15 protein-coding genes are annotated in these 15,265 nt (G+C 60.9%); 4 read left to right on the top strand and 11 right to left on the bottom strand.

Going from position 1 to position 15,265, the window contains the following annotated elements:
* Positions 1-18: 18 nt before the first annotated feature.
* The 7 genes from murB to L1071_RS05190 all read right to left on the bottom strand — a co-directional run bounded on the left by murB (position 19) and on the right by L1071_RS05190 (position 7,581).
* Positions 19-1,020, bottom strand: coding sequence for a UDP-N-acetylmuramate dehydrogenase (gene murB, locus L1071_RS05220; RefSeq protein ID WP_246969538.1), 1,002 nt, complete (start codon positions 1,018-1,020; stop codon positions 19-21).
* Complete coding sequence (locus L1071_RS05215; protein ID WP_246969535.1) at positions 1,007-1,507, bottom strand: low molecular weight protein-tyrosine-phosphatase; 501 nt, start codon at positions 1,505-1,507, stop codon at positions 1,007-1,009. Before L1071_RS05215 ends, murB begins: the two co-directional genes overlap by 14 nt.
* A complete protein-coding gene (kdsB, locus tag L1071_RS05210) occupies positions 1,504-2,277 on the bottom strand; it encodes a 3-deoxy-manno-octulosonate cytidylyltransferase (RefSeq protein ID WP_246969531.1) in 774 nt (257 codons plus the stop codon). The genes L1071_RS05215 and kdsB overlap by 4 nt, the downstream gene beginning before the upstream one ends.
* Positions 2,274-2,498: a Trm112 family protein gene (locus L1071_RS05205; RefSeq protein ID WP_246969528.1), complete on the bottom strand. Its 225-nt coding sequence runs from the start codon at positions 2,496-2,498 to the stop codon at positions 2,274-2,276. The genes kdsB and L1071_RS05205 overlap by 4 nt, the downstream gene beginning before the upstream one ends.
* A gap of 3 nt (positions 2,499-2,501) precedes the next feature.
* A complete protein-coding gene (gene lpxK, locus L1071_RS05200; RefSeq protein WP_246969525.1) occupies positions 2,502-3,494 on the bottom strand; it encodes a tetraacyldisaccharide 4'-kinase in 993 nt (330 codons plus the stop codon).
* The gene (gene msbA / locus L1071_RS05195; RefSeq protein WP_246969522.1) at positions 3,491-5,230 is read right to left on the bottom strand and encodes a lipid A export permease/ATP-binding protein MsbA; all 1,740 of its coding nucleotides are present in this window, start codon (positions 5,228-5,230) and stop codon (positions 3,491-3,493) included. The genes lpxK and msbA overlap by 4 nt, the downstream gene beginning before the upstream one ends.
* A 74-nt stretch (positions 5,231-5,304) precedes the next feature.
* A complete protein-coding gene (locus L1071_RS05190) occupies positions 5,305-7,581 on the bottom strand; it encodes a DNA internalization-related competence protein ComEC/Rec2 (protein WP_246969519.1) in 2,277 nt (758 codons plus the stop codon).
* Between the two features lie 122 nt (positions 7,582-7,703).
* On the opposite strand from L1071_RS05190, the gene L1071_RS05185 reads away from it, so the two are divergent.
* Positions 7,704-8,231: a DUF2062 domain-containing protein gene (locus L1071_RS05185; RefSeq protein WP_246969516.1), complete on the top strand. Its 528-nt coding sequence runs from the start codon at positions 7,704-7,706 to the stop codon at positions 8,229-8,231.
* 9 nt (positions 8,232-8,240) lie between these two features.
* Here the strand turns inward: L1071_RS05185 and L1071_RS05180 are convergent, their stop codons facing one another.
* Positions 8,241-8,969 carry an ABC transporter ATP-binding protein gene (locus tag L1071_RS05180; protein ID WP_246969513.1) on the bottom strand — a complete coding sequence of 243 codons (729 nt, stop codon included), beginning with the start codon at positions 8,967-8,969 and terminating at the stop codon, positions 8,241-8,243.
* Positions 8,962-10,203, bottom strand: a complete 1,242-nt coding sequence (locus L1071_RS05175) for a lipoprotein-releasing ABC transporter permease subunit (RefSeq protein WP_246969510.1) — start codon at positions 10,201-10,203, stop codon at positions 8,962-8,964. The genes L1071_RS05180 and L1071_RS05175 overlap by 8 nt, the downstream gene beginning before the upstream one ends.
* A 227-nt stretch (positions 10,204-10,430) precedes the next feature.
* On the opposite strand from L1071_RS05175, the gene L1071_RS05170 reads away from it, so the two are divergent.
* The 3 genes from L1071_RS05170 to L1071_RS05160 all read left to right on the top strand — a co-directional run bounded on the left by L1071_RS05170 (position 10,431) and on the right by L1071_RS05160 (position 13,421).
* Complete coding sequence (locus L1071_RS05170; RefSeq protein WP_246969507.1) at positions 10,431-11,528, top strand: agmatine deiminase family protein; 1,098 nt, start codon at positions 10,431-10,433, stop codon at positions 11,526-11,528.
* A 4-nt stretch (positions 11,529-11,532) separates the two neighbouring features.
* Positions 11,533-12,432: a carbon-nitrogen hydrolase gene (locus L1071_RS05165; protein WP_246969505.1), complete on the top strand. Its 900-nt coding sequence runs from the start codon at positions 11,533-11,535 to the stop codon at positions 12,430-12,432.
* Positions 12,433-12,560: 128 nt separating this feature from the next.
* Positions 12,561-13,421, top strand: coding sequence for a DNA replication terminus site-binding protein (locus L1071_RS05160; protein ID WP_246969502.1), 861 nt, complete (start codon positions 12,561-12,563; stop codon positions 13,419-13,421).
* 5 nt (positions 13,422-13,426) lie between these two features.
* Here the strand turns inward: L1071_RS05160 and L1071_RS05155 are convergent, their stop codons facing one another.
* Together L1071_RS05155 and sthA are read right to left on the bottom strand one after the other, a co-directional pair.
* Positions 13,427-13,711 (bottom strand): YrhK family protein, encoded by a 285-nt coding sequence (locus L1071_RS05155; protein WP_246969498.1) that lies wholly within the window; start codon positions 13,709-13,711, stop codon positions 13,427-13,429.
* A 116-nt stretch (positions 13,712-13,827) separates the two neighbouring features.
* A complete protein-coding gene (gene sthA, locus L1071_RS05150; RefSeq protein ID WP_281504427.1) occupies positions 13,828-15,246 on the bottom strand; it encodes a Si-specific NAD(P)(+) transhydrogenase in 1,419 nt (472 codons plus the stop codon).
* Positions 15,247-15,265 lie beyond the last annotated feature (19 nt).

Below are 15,265 nucleotides of genomic sequence, written 5' to 3'. Positions count from 1 at the left end.
TCGTTTGGCGGATGTAGCCTATCCCATCAGACGCGGCTCACGCTCCAGCATCACGCCAAACGCCTGCTGTACGGTATCGCGAATATGCTCGGCCAGTGCCAACAGCTCCTGCCTGTCGCCACCACCGAAGTGCACCAGCACCAAGGCCTGACGCTCATGCACGCCAAAGGCGCCGAAGCGTGCCCCTTTGAAACCGCAGTGCTCGATCAACCATCCTGCGGCCAGCTTGACGCTTCCATCCGGTTGCGGAAAATGCGGCATCGCAGGATATTCCCGCAAAAGACGTTCGGCTTGAGTTGCCTCGATCACGGGATTGGTGAAGAAACTGCCGGCGTTACCCAGTACGGCAGGATCGGGCAGCTTCTCTCGCCTCACGGCACATACGGCATCAAAGATCTCCTGCACCTCGGGATGAACCGAAACACGCTTGGCGAGATCGCCGTAGCCCAAGCGCGGTGAAGGATGGCGCGACAACCTCAACACCACCTGCGTTACCACGACACGCCCTGCCAAGTCGCGCTTGAAAATGCTATCGCGATAGGCGAATTCACAATCATCGCGCGAGAAAACGGCGTCGCGACCATCATCGCAGTGGATGACATGGACCGCCTCCAGCACGTCGGCAAGTTCGACACCGTAGGCGCCGATATTCTGGATGGGTGCGGCCCCGACATGGCCGGGAATCAACGCGAGGTTTTCGATTCCCCACCAACCGCGCTCGACGCATGCCGTGACAAGATCGTGCCAGGGCAACCCCGCCTGGGCGTAGACGCGAATCGTCTGCTCGTCGCTTTCTTCCCACCACCAGTCGTCACACGCTACTTGCAAGGTCACACCTGAGAGACGGGGCGCGAGAATCAGGTTGCTGGCGCCGCCCACGATATGCAGCGGCGACGTATCCCGTGCAGCCATGGCCAGCGCGGTGCGTACCTCATCGTGCGTAGTGGCCGCGATGAAACGTTCCGCATGACAGGGCAGCCCCAGCGTATTCTCGAGTATCGCGGCCTCAGCGAGCGCCATCGCCAGGCTCCGGCTGCGTTTCAAGGCGTTGACGACAGCTCTCGATCAAGCCGTCGGCCGCCTCCTCGATCAAGGCGAACACATTGGCGAAGCCATCCCCCGCGCCGTAATACGGGTCCGGCACCGAGCGTCCCGGCGTCCCCGCGAAATCCAGCAGCAGACCGAGATGCGCCTGACAGTCGGCGGGCGCCATGCGTCGCATATGAGCAAGGTTGTCCGCGTCCATGGCCAACACGTAATCGAACGCCTGGAAGTCATCGACACAGAGCTGGCGCGCGCGTAGCGAGGCAATGTCGATACCGCGCGCTCGCGCTTCCGCCTGGGCACGCGGATCGGGCGATTCGTCTACATGCCAGCGCCCGGTGCCACATGAATCGAGCGCCACCACATCCGCGAGCCCCGCTGCCTGCAAACGCGCCCTGACGATGCCTTCGGCAGTCGGCGAGCGGCATATATTGCCTAGACACACGAAGAGAATACGAATCATGTCGCGCCCTCCTCTTCGGCGATCAGGCGGCGTACCCGTTCGAGGTCCTCCTGGGTATCGACCCCTGCCGGATGAGCCTCACTGGCCAACGCCACCTGTATGCGATGCCCATGGTGCATAGCGCGCAATTGCTCGAGTTGCTCGAGCTGCTCCAGTGGCGACGGCAGCCAATCGACATACTCGGCCAGGAAACTGGCACGATACGCGTAGAGTCCGATATGCCGCAGCCAGGCATCGGTCTCGAGATAGTCGGGACGCTGGGCGAAGCGTTCTCGGTCCCAGGGTACCGGCGCGCGGGAGAAATACAGGGCGCGCCCGTATAGATCGCGCACCACCTTGACCACGTTGGGATTGAACAAGGTCTCGACGTCGCCGATGGGCTCCGCCAGGGTGGCAATCGAGGCACTCGCATCGTCGGCGAGACGCCGTGCCACCTGATCGATCAGCGACGCTGGAATGAGCGGCTCATCGCCCTGCACGTTGACCACGATGGTATCGGCATCCAAACCAAGACGCGCCGCCACTTCGGCAAGGCGATCGGTGCCGGCGGGATGATCGCGCTCGGTGAGCATGACCTCGGCCTCATAGGGCCGCATGGCCGACTCGATACGCGTATCATCGGTGGCCACCACCACACGCGTGGCACCGCTTTGGCAGGCACGTCGCCATACGCGCGCGATCATCGGCTCGCCGTGGATATCCAACAAGGGCTTGCCCGGAAGCCGCGAGGAGCCATAGCGCGCCGGTATCACCACGACCACATCATTCATGTCGCGTCATCCCGCGCTTCTCCAGCACCACTGCGCGACTTGGCCAGCTTCTCGTCGGCGTCCATGCGGCGCGCCTGTTCTACCAGCATCACCGGGATTTCGTCTTCCACGGGATAGGCCAAGCCATCGAAGTGACACTTGAGTTCACCGCGCTCGCGGTCGTACTTGAGCTTGCCCTGACAGTGTGGACACACCAGCATTGCCAACATTTGCTTATCCATGATTCACCTCTCGGTCAGCGCCGCCAAGCGGCCTTCTAGCCAGGTCATCAGCGCCGGGTCGGGATGCGCTTCGACATCCAGTACCCAGCACCGTTCGTGCGCAAAAGGACGACACTTGACCGCATCCTTGGCCGTCATGACCACCGGCCGGTTATCGGAAAATTGCAGGTCGGCGGCATCGAAGCGATGGTGATCGGCCAACGGGCAAGGATCGAATTCGACGTTGAGTCCTGCCAGTGTCTCGAAGAAACGCGATGGATGGCCGATTCCCGCCAGGGCATGCACGCGTCCATTGAACGGCCGCCCTTCGATGGGATAGCAGACGTTATCGATCAGATGCCGCCACCGCGACGGCGCCAGATGCATGCCGTAGTGAGGCACCGGCAAGTCCTGCTGCAGGGGGCCATTGCCAATGACCGCGTCCACATCTTCCAACCGCGAAAGCGGTTCACGCAGCGGCCCCGCAGGCAGGCAACGACCATTACCGAAGCCCCGCGTGCCATCCACCACCACGAGTTCGATATCGCGCCCCATGGCGAGATGCTGCAAGCCATCATCGGAGAGCAGGATGTCGCAGCCGGCCGCGATCAACTTGCGCGCGGCACGCGGGCGGTCGGGGTCGACCGCGACGGGAAGCTCCGTCTGGGCCGCCAGCATGACCGGCTCGTCGCCTGCTTCTGCCGGGGAGGTTTCCGGCGTCACGTACAGCGGATAACGCCGCGCATGGCCGCCATAGCCGCGCGAGACGATGCCTGGATGCCAGCCACGTTCGGCGAGCCAGCGTGCCATCCATGCTACCAAGGGCGACTTTCCGGTTCCTCCCACGGAAAGATTGCCAATCACGATCAACGGCACCGGAGGTGCCCAGACCGTCTTCGTGCCACGCTGATAGGCCCTGCGTCGCGCCCCCATGGCCGAGGCATAAAGCCCCGCCAAAGGACGCAGCGGCATGAGCCAGGCCGCGTCACGGTACCAGGCATCCTGTAAGCGACTCACTTGGCCTCCTGGAATTGCAATTGGTGAAGCGCGGCATAAGCGCCATCCTGCGCCAGCAATTCAGTATGCGTGCCACTTTCAATGATCTCGCCCTGCTCCATGACCAGAATACGGTCGGCACGTTCGATGGTCGACAAGCGATGGGCAATGACGAAGGTCGTGCGCCCGCGGCATACCGTTTCCAATGCTTGCTGAATATAACGCTCGGACTCAGTATCCAGCGCCGAGGTGGCCTCATCGAGCACCAGCACAGGGGCATCCTTGAAAATGGCTCGCGCGATGGCCAGGCGCTGGCGCTGCCCACCGGACAACATCACCCCGTTATCGCCGACGACGGTATCGTAACCGTTCGACAAGTGTTCGATGAACTCATGCGCGTGGGCGGCGCGTGCAGCGCGCTCGATGGCTTCTCGATCGGCATCCGGATGCCCGTACGCAATATTGGCGGCTATAGTAGTATTGAAAAGCGTCACTTGCTGGGACACCAGCGCGATGCGCTGACGTAGAGGCGACAGCGAATAGATCTGGAGATCCACATCATCCAGCATTACCTTCCCCTCGGTGGGACGATAGAAACGTGGCAGCAGACTCACCATGGTCGACTTGCCGCTACCGGAGCGCCCCACGATGGCAATCATCTCCCCGGCGCGGATATCCAGATCGATACCCTTGAGCACCTCGGCCTGTTCCTCACCATAGCGAAACCGAACGCCCTCGAAACGCACATGCCCGTCGATGCGCGCCGGTACGTAGGTGCCATTGTCGACTTCGGAAGGTTCCTCGAGAAGACCGAACAACTCCTGCGAGGCCGAGAGTCCTTTCTGGATCGTACTGTTGATCTCGGTAAGCTGCCGCACCGGCTTGGCCATTAACGACGCGGCAGTAATGAAGGCCACGAACTCGCCGGGTGTCATCGACGCCATGAGAGCCGGCGACATCGCCAGCCACACCAGCCCCGCCAGCGCCAGCGCCACCAATAACTGAATGACTGGCGTGCTGACAGCTTTAGTCAACGCCACTTTCATGCTCTGTTCGCGGTTGTAGTTGCTGGCCTCGGCGAAGCGCGCCTTTTCATAACCTTCGGCGCCATGCGTGCGCACCACGCGATACCCCGATAGCGCCTCGGAAGCCACGTGAGTGACATCACCCATCGAATTCTGAATGCGCCGCGACAAGCGCCGAAAGCGCTTACTGGTATAACTGACCACAAGACCGATCAACGGTGTGACGGCCAAGAAGATCAACGTCAGCATCCAATTGGTCCAGAGGAGATAACTGATCAGACCAATCACGAAAAGGCCTTCACGCAGAATGATGGTGATGGCGTTGGTCGCGGCCCCGGTCACCTGCTCGACATGGTAGGTGACGCGTGACAGCAGATGCCCGCTGGAATGCATATCGAAAAAACGCCCCGGCAAGCGCAGCATGTGGTTGAACACTTCGCAGCGCAACGCATGCACCACATTACGCGCCACATCGCTCATGTAATAGGTGCCCAGGAATGTCCCCACGCCCCGCGCCGCGAACATGCCGATCACGAATAGGGGCAACATCAGGCGAAAGGCCGCATCGGGGTTCTGAATGCCGTCGATCAGGCGCTTCATCATTTCCGCTAACGCGGTACTCGATGCCGCATAGATGGCATACCCCACCACGGCGGCCATGAATGCCTTCCAATGCGGTTTAACGTATCCCAGCAAGCGACGGTAAAGGGACCAACTGGTAGCGTTTCTCACGGCGTCTCCGCTGGTTGAGAGGCTTGCTCGCCCCACTCAAGGGGCAACTGCTGAAAATAGGCGACACACACGTATCAATCGCCGGATTCTACCCCAATGCACGCCCCTTCGACACCGCCGGGCGGGCGCTGCGTATGCATCCGCAGCGCCGGTGCGCCCAGCGTGAAACGCAACGCGCCATCCGTGGCAGTATTCCATAAGCAGCTGCCGGCACGACGAAAACGGCGCACCACCTCGGGATGCGGATGCCCATGCGCATTGTCCCGCCCAGCACTGAAGATGACATGCCTCGGCCGCGTGCGCGCCACGAACGCCGGCGAGGAGCTGGTACGGCTGCCATGATGGCCGGCGACCAGGACCGTTAGCGGAGGCTCGAGCCCCGTCCGTAAGCGCCTCTCGATGGTCGTGCTCGCATCCCCGGTGATCAGCAGGCGTTGATCGCCGGCCGTCACCAGCAATACGCATGAACGTTCGTTATCGGAGCGCGTAACATCACTCGCAACAGGCGATAGAAAGCGGTAGTCGACGCCGTCGCTTTGCCACTCCACGCCCCGGCGACACGCCCGTGTGTCAATGCCCACGGGCATTTCCGGCGGCCCCCACCAGCGCGCCACATGGTGCATCTCGTCGATCGTCTCCACCCCGCCGGCATGATCGCGGTCGCTATGACTGACGATGACATCGTCGAAACGTCGCCCCGCTGGCCACAACGATTCCGCAGGCGTGAAGCCCGAGCCATAGCGCGGCCCGGTATCGAAGAGTAGATGCTGCGTGGCACTGCGCAATTCGACAAGTTGCCCCTGCCCCACATCGTGCACGGTAACCACGACCCGCCCTGGTGCAATAGCGGGCGGACGCAAGGCGAACGCCAGTACGATCAGGCTCACCGAGGCCCACAGGCGTAGATACCCCACCAGCCCGGGGATTAGCCACACCATGCCCAATGCGGCCAATATCAGTGCCAGCGGCCATGTTTCCCATATCGGCGGCGACCATACAGGCAACCACGCGGCGGCCAGCGTCAGGCCTTTCCAGACGATGTGAGCGAGGCCGTCGAAGGCATGCCAGGGAACCATCGCCAGTGTCGGTGACCACGCCAGCGCCCAGCCCAGGAGCCCTAATGGCACCATGATGCTCCCGACCAGCGGCACCGCCACCAGATTGACCAGCGGCCCCACCGGTGCCAGCCGTTCGAAACCGATCAACACGGCGGCAGCCATGAACGGCGCCAGCAAGCATTGCGAGCGGGCCAGTGCCCATAGCCATCCGCGTACCCCGCGCGGTGCGGGACGTCCCTGCCAAGCCGCAATCAGCACGCCCACCGCGAGAAACGACAGCCACAATCCGGGACGCCACACTGTGAGCGGATCACTCACCACGATCACCAACAGCGCCAGCCACCAAGCCTGCCACGGCCCCGGGGCATGACGCCCACTGGCCACCCACAGTCCCAGCAGGGCCATCACCGTAGCGCGTAGCGCGGGTGGTTCGAATCCTGCCATTGCTGCATATCCCAACGTCGCCAGCCCTGCTAGCCACCACGGCCAAGTCGCGAGTCGCCAATGACCTGGCATCACGCCTCTTGCAAGCAGGCGCAGCAGCAACAATGCCACGCTTGCTACCAAGCCGACATGCAGCCCGGATATCACCATCAGGTGCGTGGTCCCGGTCGCGTTGAGCAAGTCCCAGTCATCTTGGGTCAGACACTCGCTAGCGCCCAGGGTAAGCGCCGACAACCAGCGGGTAGCAAGCCCCGACAACGCCCGCGCATCCAGGAACGCCAAGCCGGCATCACGTAGGGTCGGAGACGCGCTACTCAAACGCTGGGTCACGGACGAATCACGCACATAGCCTGTCGCCTGAATGCCCTCGCGCCACAGCCACGCCGCGTAATCGAATCCGTAGCCATTGGCGAAGCCCTGCGGCGGACGCAGGCGCACGCGCCATCGCCAGCGCTCACCAGTGTGTATCACCGGCGCGTCGTACCATGACAGCCGCACCCTCGATAGGGCGTCGCATGGCGGCAAGCCGGCCTCTTGTGGCGCGCAATGCGTCACCGCCATACGAAGGCGTGTCAGGCCTTGGTCGCGACGGACCTGCGTAACCCGCCCAGCAAGCGTGACATCCTGACGCGACAAGCCCTCGGGCAACGTTCCCACGCGTTGCTCGGCGACCTGCCACGCGCATAACCCTGCGACGACGAGCATCGCGAGCCATCGCCATCGTCCGCGTGCCACCGCCAACACAATGGCCAACCCCCACACGCAGACGCCATCGGCTACCCCCCACCAGCCCCAGATACTGCCGGCGAGTGCCGACAATGCCAGCGGCATTGCCCATCCCAGATTCATTCGCCATCCTTTTCTTAGCTAATGACGATATATGATCGACTGCTGCGCGCTGGCGCGCAACGATAGCGAGAACCCAAGGTTGTATGGATAATGAATCGACACTTCGATAGCTCGTGGGGACCATGCCTCGCCGATTTCTGCAGCGTTACATGCCCCGGCCGGAAACGCTGAAACGCCAAAAATCGCTGCGTTTCATGCATCACCTGCTGGGCGACCCATCCCTATGGATGCTGTCGCGCCGTAGCGTCGGCAATGCGTTCATGGTGGGTCTTTTCGTTGCGCTACTACCGATCCCATTGCAGATGGTTGTCGCCGCCTTCGGCGCGTGGCTGCTGCGCTGCAACCTGCCATTGTCGGTCAGCCTCGTCTGGCTGACCAACCCGCTCACCATACCGGTGATCTTCTACTTTAATTACCGCGTCGGTGCGTGGCTCCTCGACTCGCCCGCACGCCATATGCCCGACAGACTGTCGACGGCGTGGATTGCCGAGAAAATGGCGGATATCTTACCCGCCTTGCTGATGGGCTCGCTGGTGGTGGCGATCATCGTCGGCTTGCTCAGCAACCTGACGATTCGGCTGATCTGGCGTTGGCAGGTGTCTCGAAGCTGGAAGCGCCGCGCACGACAGCGCCGCCAGCGTAAGACATAGCGTCCTCATTCAGTCCGCGCTTAGGCGTCCTTGATCGAGGCGCATCACGCGGTCCTGATGCGCGGCAAGACCGGTGTCATGAGTGACGATGATGAAGGCGCAGGCACTACGCGCAGCCAGGCTATCCATCAGTGCCAGGATGTTACCCGCCGTGGTCTGATCGAGGTTGCCGGTCGGCTCGTCCATCAGTACCAGGCTGGGATCGGTCACCAAGGCCCGGGCTATCGCTACGCGTTGCCGCTCCCCGCCCGAAAGTTCGCCCGGCTTGTGCTCGCAACGCTCTGCCATGCCGACCCGGGAAAGAATGTCACGCGCCTTGGCCTGCGCTTCCTGCCGTTTTTGCCCACGAATGAACAATGGCATGGCGACATTTTCCAGTGCCGAAAACTCTGCCAGTAGATGGTGGAACTGGTAGACGAAGCCGATATGGCGATTGCGAAAGTCACCCAATGCCGCTTCACCCATGTCGGCGAGCGACTGACCGGCAACGCGTACATGGCCCGAACTCGGGCGGTCGAGACCCCCCAGAAGGTTGAGCAACGTGGTCTTGCCCGACCCTGAACTTCCCACCACGGCAACCCGTTCACCGGCCCGCACTTCCAGCTCCAGCGCATCGAGCACAGTGACGTCCTGCGGCCCCTCGCTATAGATACGCGTCAAGCCATCGCAGTGCAGCATGACCTCATTATCGGCGAACGCGGGGTTGCCATTCGATGCCATCGCGGTTTTCTCACTCATAACGCAATACCTCGGCCGGTTGAATACGCGCCGCACGCCAAGCGGGATACAGTGTCGACAGGAATGTCAGCACGAAGGCCGATCCCGCGATGATGCCTACATCGCCCCACTGAAGTTGCGAGGGCAGATAGCTGATGAAATAGACATTGGGATCCAGGAACTGGATACCCGTCAGCGCCTCGAACCAGGCAATCAGGTCCGACACCGACAACGCCAGCACCACGCCAAGCGCCACGCCCACGACGGTACCAATGGTTCCGATCGCCATGCCCTGGACCATGAAGATACGCATGATGGTTCCCGGTTTGGCGCCGATGGTCCGCAAGATCGCGATGTCGGCGTGCTTGTCGGTCACTACCATGACCAGGGTAGAAACGATGTTGAATGCCGCCACGGCGACGATCACCATCAACAACAACCCGATCATGCGTTTTTCCATCTGGATCGCCTGAAACAGGTTGCCATGGGTGTAGGTCCAGTCGATCCCACGGTAACCACTGCCCAGGTCGTCCACGATCGCATTGGTGACCGGCCCCGCCTGAAAGAGATCATCCAGTTCCAAGCGTAAGCCACCGACCGAATCTCCCAGGCGGCCCAGCTTCTGCATGTCCTCGATGTTGGCATAGGCCAGGTTGGCATCAAGATCGGCGCCTATCTTGAAGATTCCGCTGACGGTGAAACGCTTGAGACGTGGGAAGACGCCCCCAGGCGTAATCGACGCCTCAGGCACCAGCAACGTCACGCGATCCCCCACACCCACGCCAAGGTTGCGTGCCAGCAAGTCACCCAGCACCACATGCCACTCGCCGGGCGCAAGATCGTCTAGCGAGCCTTGCGTCATGTGCTCGTCGATGATCGACACCTTACTTTCATAGCTCGGCTTGATCCCGTTGACCATTGCCCCCTGGGTACGCCCTTCGGAGGAAAACATGCCTTGCTGCTGAACGTACGGGGCCGCGCCGATGACGTGGTCACGCTTCTCCAGGCGTTCGGCGAGTGTCTTCCAGTCCGTCATGCCCCCCTGGGCTTCGATCTTGGTATGCGGCACCATACCCAATATGCGTGTTCGCAACTCATGATCGAAACCATTCATGACCGACAACACGAGGATCAATACCGCCACGCCCAGCATCAGGCCTAACATGGACGTCAGAGATATGAATGAAATGAAATGGTTGCGGCGTTTCGCGCGTACGTAGCGTAATCCGATAAGAAACGGCAAGCGATCCAGCATCGACATCGATTCCTTGGTATGAGCCGGGCTCATGGTACGTGTTTTTGCGTGCTCCTGCATGAGCCAATGACGGCTAAAAAACCATTCGATGGCATCATCATGGGCAGCGCTTGGTGATACTTGTATCCGTGTCGGCGAAGACTAAAATGCTGCGACTCGCCGTCATCATCGACATGACAACGCGATCCTGCCACGGCGTCGTGCCTCAATCCCCATAGGAGACCACAATGCTCCCACGCCTGTTCCCCGAATGGCATCCCCAGGATGCCATTCAACTCACTTGGCCCAGTGCCGGAAGCGATTGGGAGCCCCTGATCGAGCGTATCGAAGCCTCGCTGGAAGCCTTGGTCGTGGCCATCACACGCTATCAACCCGTGCTGATCATCGTCGCCGATACCCAGACATGCGAACGCCTCGATTCGCGTTTCTCACGCCTGGGCATCCACCCCAAACAATGGCATCTCATTGAAGCACCATCGAACGACACCTGGACCCGCGACCACGGGCCGATTGCCATCGAACGCGACGGCCAGATCGTTCTGCTCGATTATCGTTTCACCGGCTGGGGCGGAAAGTTCGCCGCCGAGCGCGATGACGCCCTGACCGAGACCCTCTCGGGTATCGGCATTTATGCCGCCCTGCGGGAGGCACGTGAAATGGTTCTGGAAGGCGGTGCTATCGACGGCGATGGTGAGGGCACGTTACTGCTCACCGAAGCCTGCCTGCTCAATCCCAACCGCAACCCACACCTGTCGCGTGAAGACATCGAAGCCGCCTTTCGCGACGACATGGGCATCGAACGTTGCCTATGGATGACACAAGGCTATCTGGAGGGCGACGATACCGATAGCCACGTCGATACCCTGGCCCGATTCTGCGATGCCGAAACTATCGCATATGTGCGCTGCGAAGACCCCGACGATCCACATTTCTCCGCGCTGACGCAGATGGAAAACGAACTCAAGGCCTTCAAGCGCGCCGATGGCGAACCTTACCGCCTCATCCCCCTGCCCTTGCCTCGCGCATGCTACGACGCCGACGACGGTCATCGCCTGCCCGCCACCTATGCCAACTTCCTGATCATCAACGGTGCGGTCCTCGTTCCTACCTATGCCGATGCTGCCGATGGCGTGGCCCTGACGGCCTTGGCCAGCGCGTTCCCCGGACGCGATATCATTCCCATCGACTGTCGCACCGTAATCCGCCAACATGGCAGCCTCCACTGCTTGACCATGCAACTGCCACGCGGCGCGTTCTTCACCGCATCCGCCGACGGCGCTGATGACAACATTGGCAATGACAACGCTGCCAATCACAAGGAGTAACGCCATGCCCTCGACGCTCAAGGTAGGACTCTTTCAGCAACAAGCCTGGCCGGACAAGCCTCGTAGCCTACGGGAAAGCGAGGCCGGCATTCGTGAACTGGCGGCGAAAGGCGCCGAGTTGATCCTGCTTCAGGAACTGCATGCCACGCATTACTTCTGCCAGACCGAAGACGACCGCCTGTTCGACCTGGCCGAACCGCTCGACGGCCCCAGCGCCCAGCAGCTGGCCGCCCTCGCCGCCGAACTCGATATCGTGCTCGTCGGCTCGCTTTTCGAGCGCCGCGCCGCCGGGCTCTATCACAACACTGCCGTGGTCTTCGACCGTCAGCGCGGTCGCGTCGGCCACTATCGCAAGATGCATATCCCCGACGATCCGGGCTTCTACGAAAAATTCTATTTCACGCCCGGCGATGCCGAAGAGGACGCCGGATTCGAGCCCATCGAGACATCCGTCGGCCGGCTCGGTGTCCTGGTCTGCTGGGACCAATGGTATCCGGAAGCCGCGCGCCTGATGACCCTCGCCGGGGCCGACCTGTTGCTCTACCCCACTGCCATCGGCTGGCATCCGCTCGACGACGAGGCCGAGAAGCAACGGCAAAAGGATGCCTGGACATTGATTCAGCGCTCACATGGTGTGGCCAATGGCCTGCCGGTCGTGGTCGCCAATCGCGTCGGTCACGAGGCCGACTCCTCGAATGCGACGCCGGGCATCGACTTCTGGGGCGGTAGCTTCATCTGCGGCCCCCAGGGCGAGATATTGGCCCAGGCCGGCGATGAAACGACGCACCTACTAGCCGAACTCGACATGACACGTAGCGAACGAGTGCGGCGAGCCTGGCCTTACCTGCGTGACCGACGCGTCGATGCCTACGCCGATCTCACCAAGCGTTACCGCGATCGCTGAGTGGTGGCCCGCCATCCAAGGGCGGGCTCTCCTCATCCCCTACGGCCGACGTTGCACGCCAAGCCTACTTGCCAAGATGCGCCAAGCTTGCGACTATGTGGGATCAGCATTTAGATAACGGTATAAGTATGGAGCGACAATATCACCTCCTGGCCCGACTCGAGCATGACTTCGATCATGTGATCGAAACCTGCGAGGCACTCATCGGCCATGTCGAACACGCGCCACCAGCGGGCTGGATACTGGGCGATACGCCCTTCGATATCGCCTGGCTACGCCATGCACTGCTCGACTTCTGGTACCAAGACGGACAAGACGGTCGCGCAACGCGTAATTACATCGGCTTGATCGCCGCCGACGCCACGTTGCTGACGTACGTCGCCGACATCAATCACGCCAAGCAGATCTTTGCGGCAACACTCGCCGAGATTCGCCAGGACGCACCGAGCCTGCTTCCCGAGCTCAAGGCGGTATTGCCGTTCCGCCATCCCACGCTGCACGACCATCTCCGTGGCCAGGGCTTGGCGCGTCTGCATCTCAAGCAATGCTGGCGCCACCTGCCCGTCGCGGACGCACCGCTGTCGCGCGTGCGTCTCGCCTGGTATACCAGTGGGCGCTCCATCAAGCGACTGAGCGTGGGCGATGCCGAACGCCGTCTTCTGGAAATGGATACCGAGAGCCCACATATTCGTATTCAACTACGCCATTTGGCGGGCATCCCTGACAGCGAGCCATTGGCACAGGTACAAACCCAGGCGCCTGTCATGCGCGCCAACCTATTCTTTCATGAAGCCCTGGCGGATGGGCGCTTGCGCCGTGCCATGAACCTGCCATTGCCGCTATTCATACCCAGTGAGGATGGCCGTCTACCGTCGCACAACACTCCGAAGGCGACCCCCCCCGACAAACGAACGCGTGCCAAACGCGCCGATACCAAGCTCGAAGACACACCTTTTCTGCCCAGCTTGCGGATCTATCGTTACCGATAATCGCCTCAGAATTCCTGACTGCTGGAAGGCAACTGCTTGAGAGTAAACTGACGGTGCAGACGAATCACCGGGCGGATCAGCAATTGCACACTGCCCAGCACGAAAAGCCACACGCCCGCTTCCTTGACGCTGCCCTGGTAAAAAAAACAGACGCTACCGATCGTGAACCATAGCCCGATCAAGAGATCGTTCACGGTACTGGCCAGTTCATGACGACGGTGAATGATCAACTCTTCGCGTCCCAGAGTGAACGTCGTTTCGTCGCTATGCTGCTTGTCTTCGCGATACATAAAACCTCCTTGTGCTCATGGGCGATTGATACCCCAATGCAACGAGCCGGCACAAGTGCCGGCTCGTCGAATGCCGATCCACGCCGGCAAATGCTCAAGGCCCATATCGCCCCGTATCAGAATATACGGTTCAGGCCATTTTGCGCCGCGACACGATACGCCTCGGCCATGGTCGGATAGTTGAAGGTGGTATTGATGAAATACTTCAGGGTATTGGCCTCGCCCTTTTGCTGCATGATGGCCTGGCCGATATGCACGATCTCGGAGGCTTGGTCGCCGAAGCAGTGAATCCCCAGTATCTCGAGCGTCTCGCGGTGGAAGAGGATCTTGAGCATTCCCACCGTATCTCCGGTGATCTGCGCACGCGCGGTGTCCTTGAAGAACGCCTGCGCTATCTCGTAGGGCACCTTGGCTTCGGTCAACTCGCGTTCGCCCTTGCCCACCGAACTGATCTCGGGAATCGTATAGATACCAGTGGGAATGTCCTCGACGAAGCGGAAGTCTTCCTCCAGGAAGTCATCGCTAGCACTGCGTCCCTGATCGTAGGCGGCGCTGGCTAGACTCGGCCAACCGATGACATCGCCTACGGCATAGATATGCGGCACCATGGTGCGATAGTGCTCATCGACCTGTAGCTGACCGCGTCCATTGGGTTCGAGGCCGATGTTTTCCAGCCCTAATTGATCGGTATTGCCGGTACGTCCGTTGGCCCACAGAAACGCATCCCCGCGCAGACGCTTGCCGGACTTGAGTTTGACGACCACACCCGATTCATCGCCTTCGATGCTTTCGTAGTCTTCGTTATGACGTACCAACACGCCATTCTGGCGCAGATGGTAGGAAAGCGCGTCGCTGATCTCGTCGTCGAGGAACGACAGTAGGCGCTCACGCATATCGATCAAGTCGACCTTGACGCCGAGTCCTGAAAAGATCGACGCATACTCGGACCCAATGACCCCTGCCCCGAAGATGATCAAGTTACGAGGCGTATGCGATAGCCCTAGAATGGTGTCCGAACAATAAATGCGGGGATGCCGGAAGTTGATATCGGCGGGACGATAAGGCCGAGAACCCGTGGCGATCACGAACTGCTGGGCACATAGCTCTTCGACGCCTTCCTGGTTGTCACGCACGATCAGGGTGTGCTCGTCACGGAAGTTCGCCACCCCGAAGAAAAGATCGATACGATTGCGCGAATAGAACTGGGTACGCATCTCGACCTGCTGGTCGATGGTTACCTTGGAACGTTCAAGCACACGAGGAAAGGAAAACCAGCGCGGTTCGCCGATGTCGCGGAACATGCGGTTGGTATTGAACTGCATGATCTGCTTGACTTGGTGGCGTAGCGCCTTGGACGGGATCGTCCCCCAGTGGGTGCAGTTGCCGCCCACCGCTTGTTGCTTCTCGACGATGGCCACACGCTTACCGTGCTTGGCCGCGTTGATCGCAGCGCTTTCGCCTGCGGGACCCGAGCCAATCACCACCACATCATAATTGTGAACTGCCATTAGGTTCGCCTGCTCCTCTCGGTGCATGAGGAACCGCTGCGATAAG

This window comes from Chromohalobacter sarecensis, from assembly GCF_023061135.1.
Classification (GTDB): Bacteria; Pseudomonadota; Gammaproteobacteria; order Pseudomonadales; family Halomonadaceae; genus Chromohalobacter; species Chromohalobacter sarecensis.
Note: the sequence above shows the minus strand (reverse complement) of the source record. Positions and strands in the feature narration are given on the sequence as shown.

Coding starts and splice junctions, on each gene's coding strand:
- L1071_RS05185 (WP_246969516.1), top strand. CDS start 7,704: ATGCCTCGCCGATTTCTGCAGCGTTACATGCCCCGGCCGGAAACGCTG.
- murB (WP_246969538.1), bottom strand. CDS start 1,020: ATGGCGCTCGCTGAGGCCGCGATACTCGAGAATACGCTGGGGCTGCCC.
- L1071_RS05205 (WP_246969528.1), bottom strand. CDS start 2,498: ATGGATAAGCAAATGTTGGCAATGCTGGTGTGTCCACACTGTCAGGGC.
- L1071_RS05170 (WP_246969507.1), top strand. CDS start 10,431: ATGCTCCCACGCCTGTTCCCCGAATGGCATCCCCAGGATGCCATTCAA.
- L1071_RS05160 (WP_246969502.1), top strand. CDS start 12,561: ATGGAGCGACAATATCACCTCCTGGCCCGACTCGAGCATGACTTCGAT.
- L1071_RS05215 (WP_246969535.1), bottom strand. CDS start 1,507: ATGATTCGTATTCTCTTCGTGTGTCTAGGCAATATATGCCGCTCGCCG.
- L1071_RS05175 (WP_246969510.1), bottom strand. CDS start 10,203: ATGCTGGATCGCTTGCCGTTTCTTATCGGATTACGCTACGTACGCGCG.
- L1071_RS05180 (WP_246969513.1), bottom strand. CDS start 8,969: ATGAGTGAGAAAACCGCGATGGCATCGAATGGCAACCCCGCGTTCGCC.
- sthA (WP_281504427.1), bottom strand. CDS start 15,246: ATGCACCGAGAGGAGCAGGCGAACCTAATGGCAGTTCACAATTATGAT.
- kdsB (WP_246969531.1), bottom strand. CDS start 2,277: ATGAATGATGTGGTCGTGGTGATACCGGCGCGCTATGGCTCCTCGCGG.
- L1071_RS05165 (WP_246969505.1), top strand. CDS start 11,533: ATGCCCTCGACGCTCAAGGTAGGACTCTTTCAGCAACAAGCCTGGCCG.
- L1071_RS05190 (WP_246969519.1), bottom strand. CDS start 7,581: ATGAATCTGGGATGGGCAATGCCGCTGGCATTGTCGGCACTCGCCGGC.
- L1071_RS05155 (WP_246969498.1), bottom strand. CDS start 13,711: ATGTATCGCGAAGACAAGCAGCATAGCGACGAAACGACGTTCACTCTG.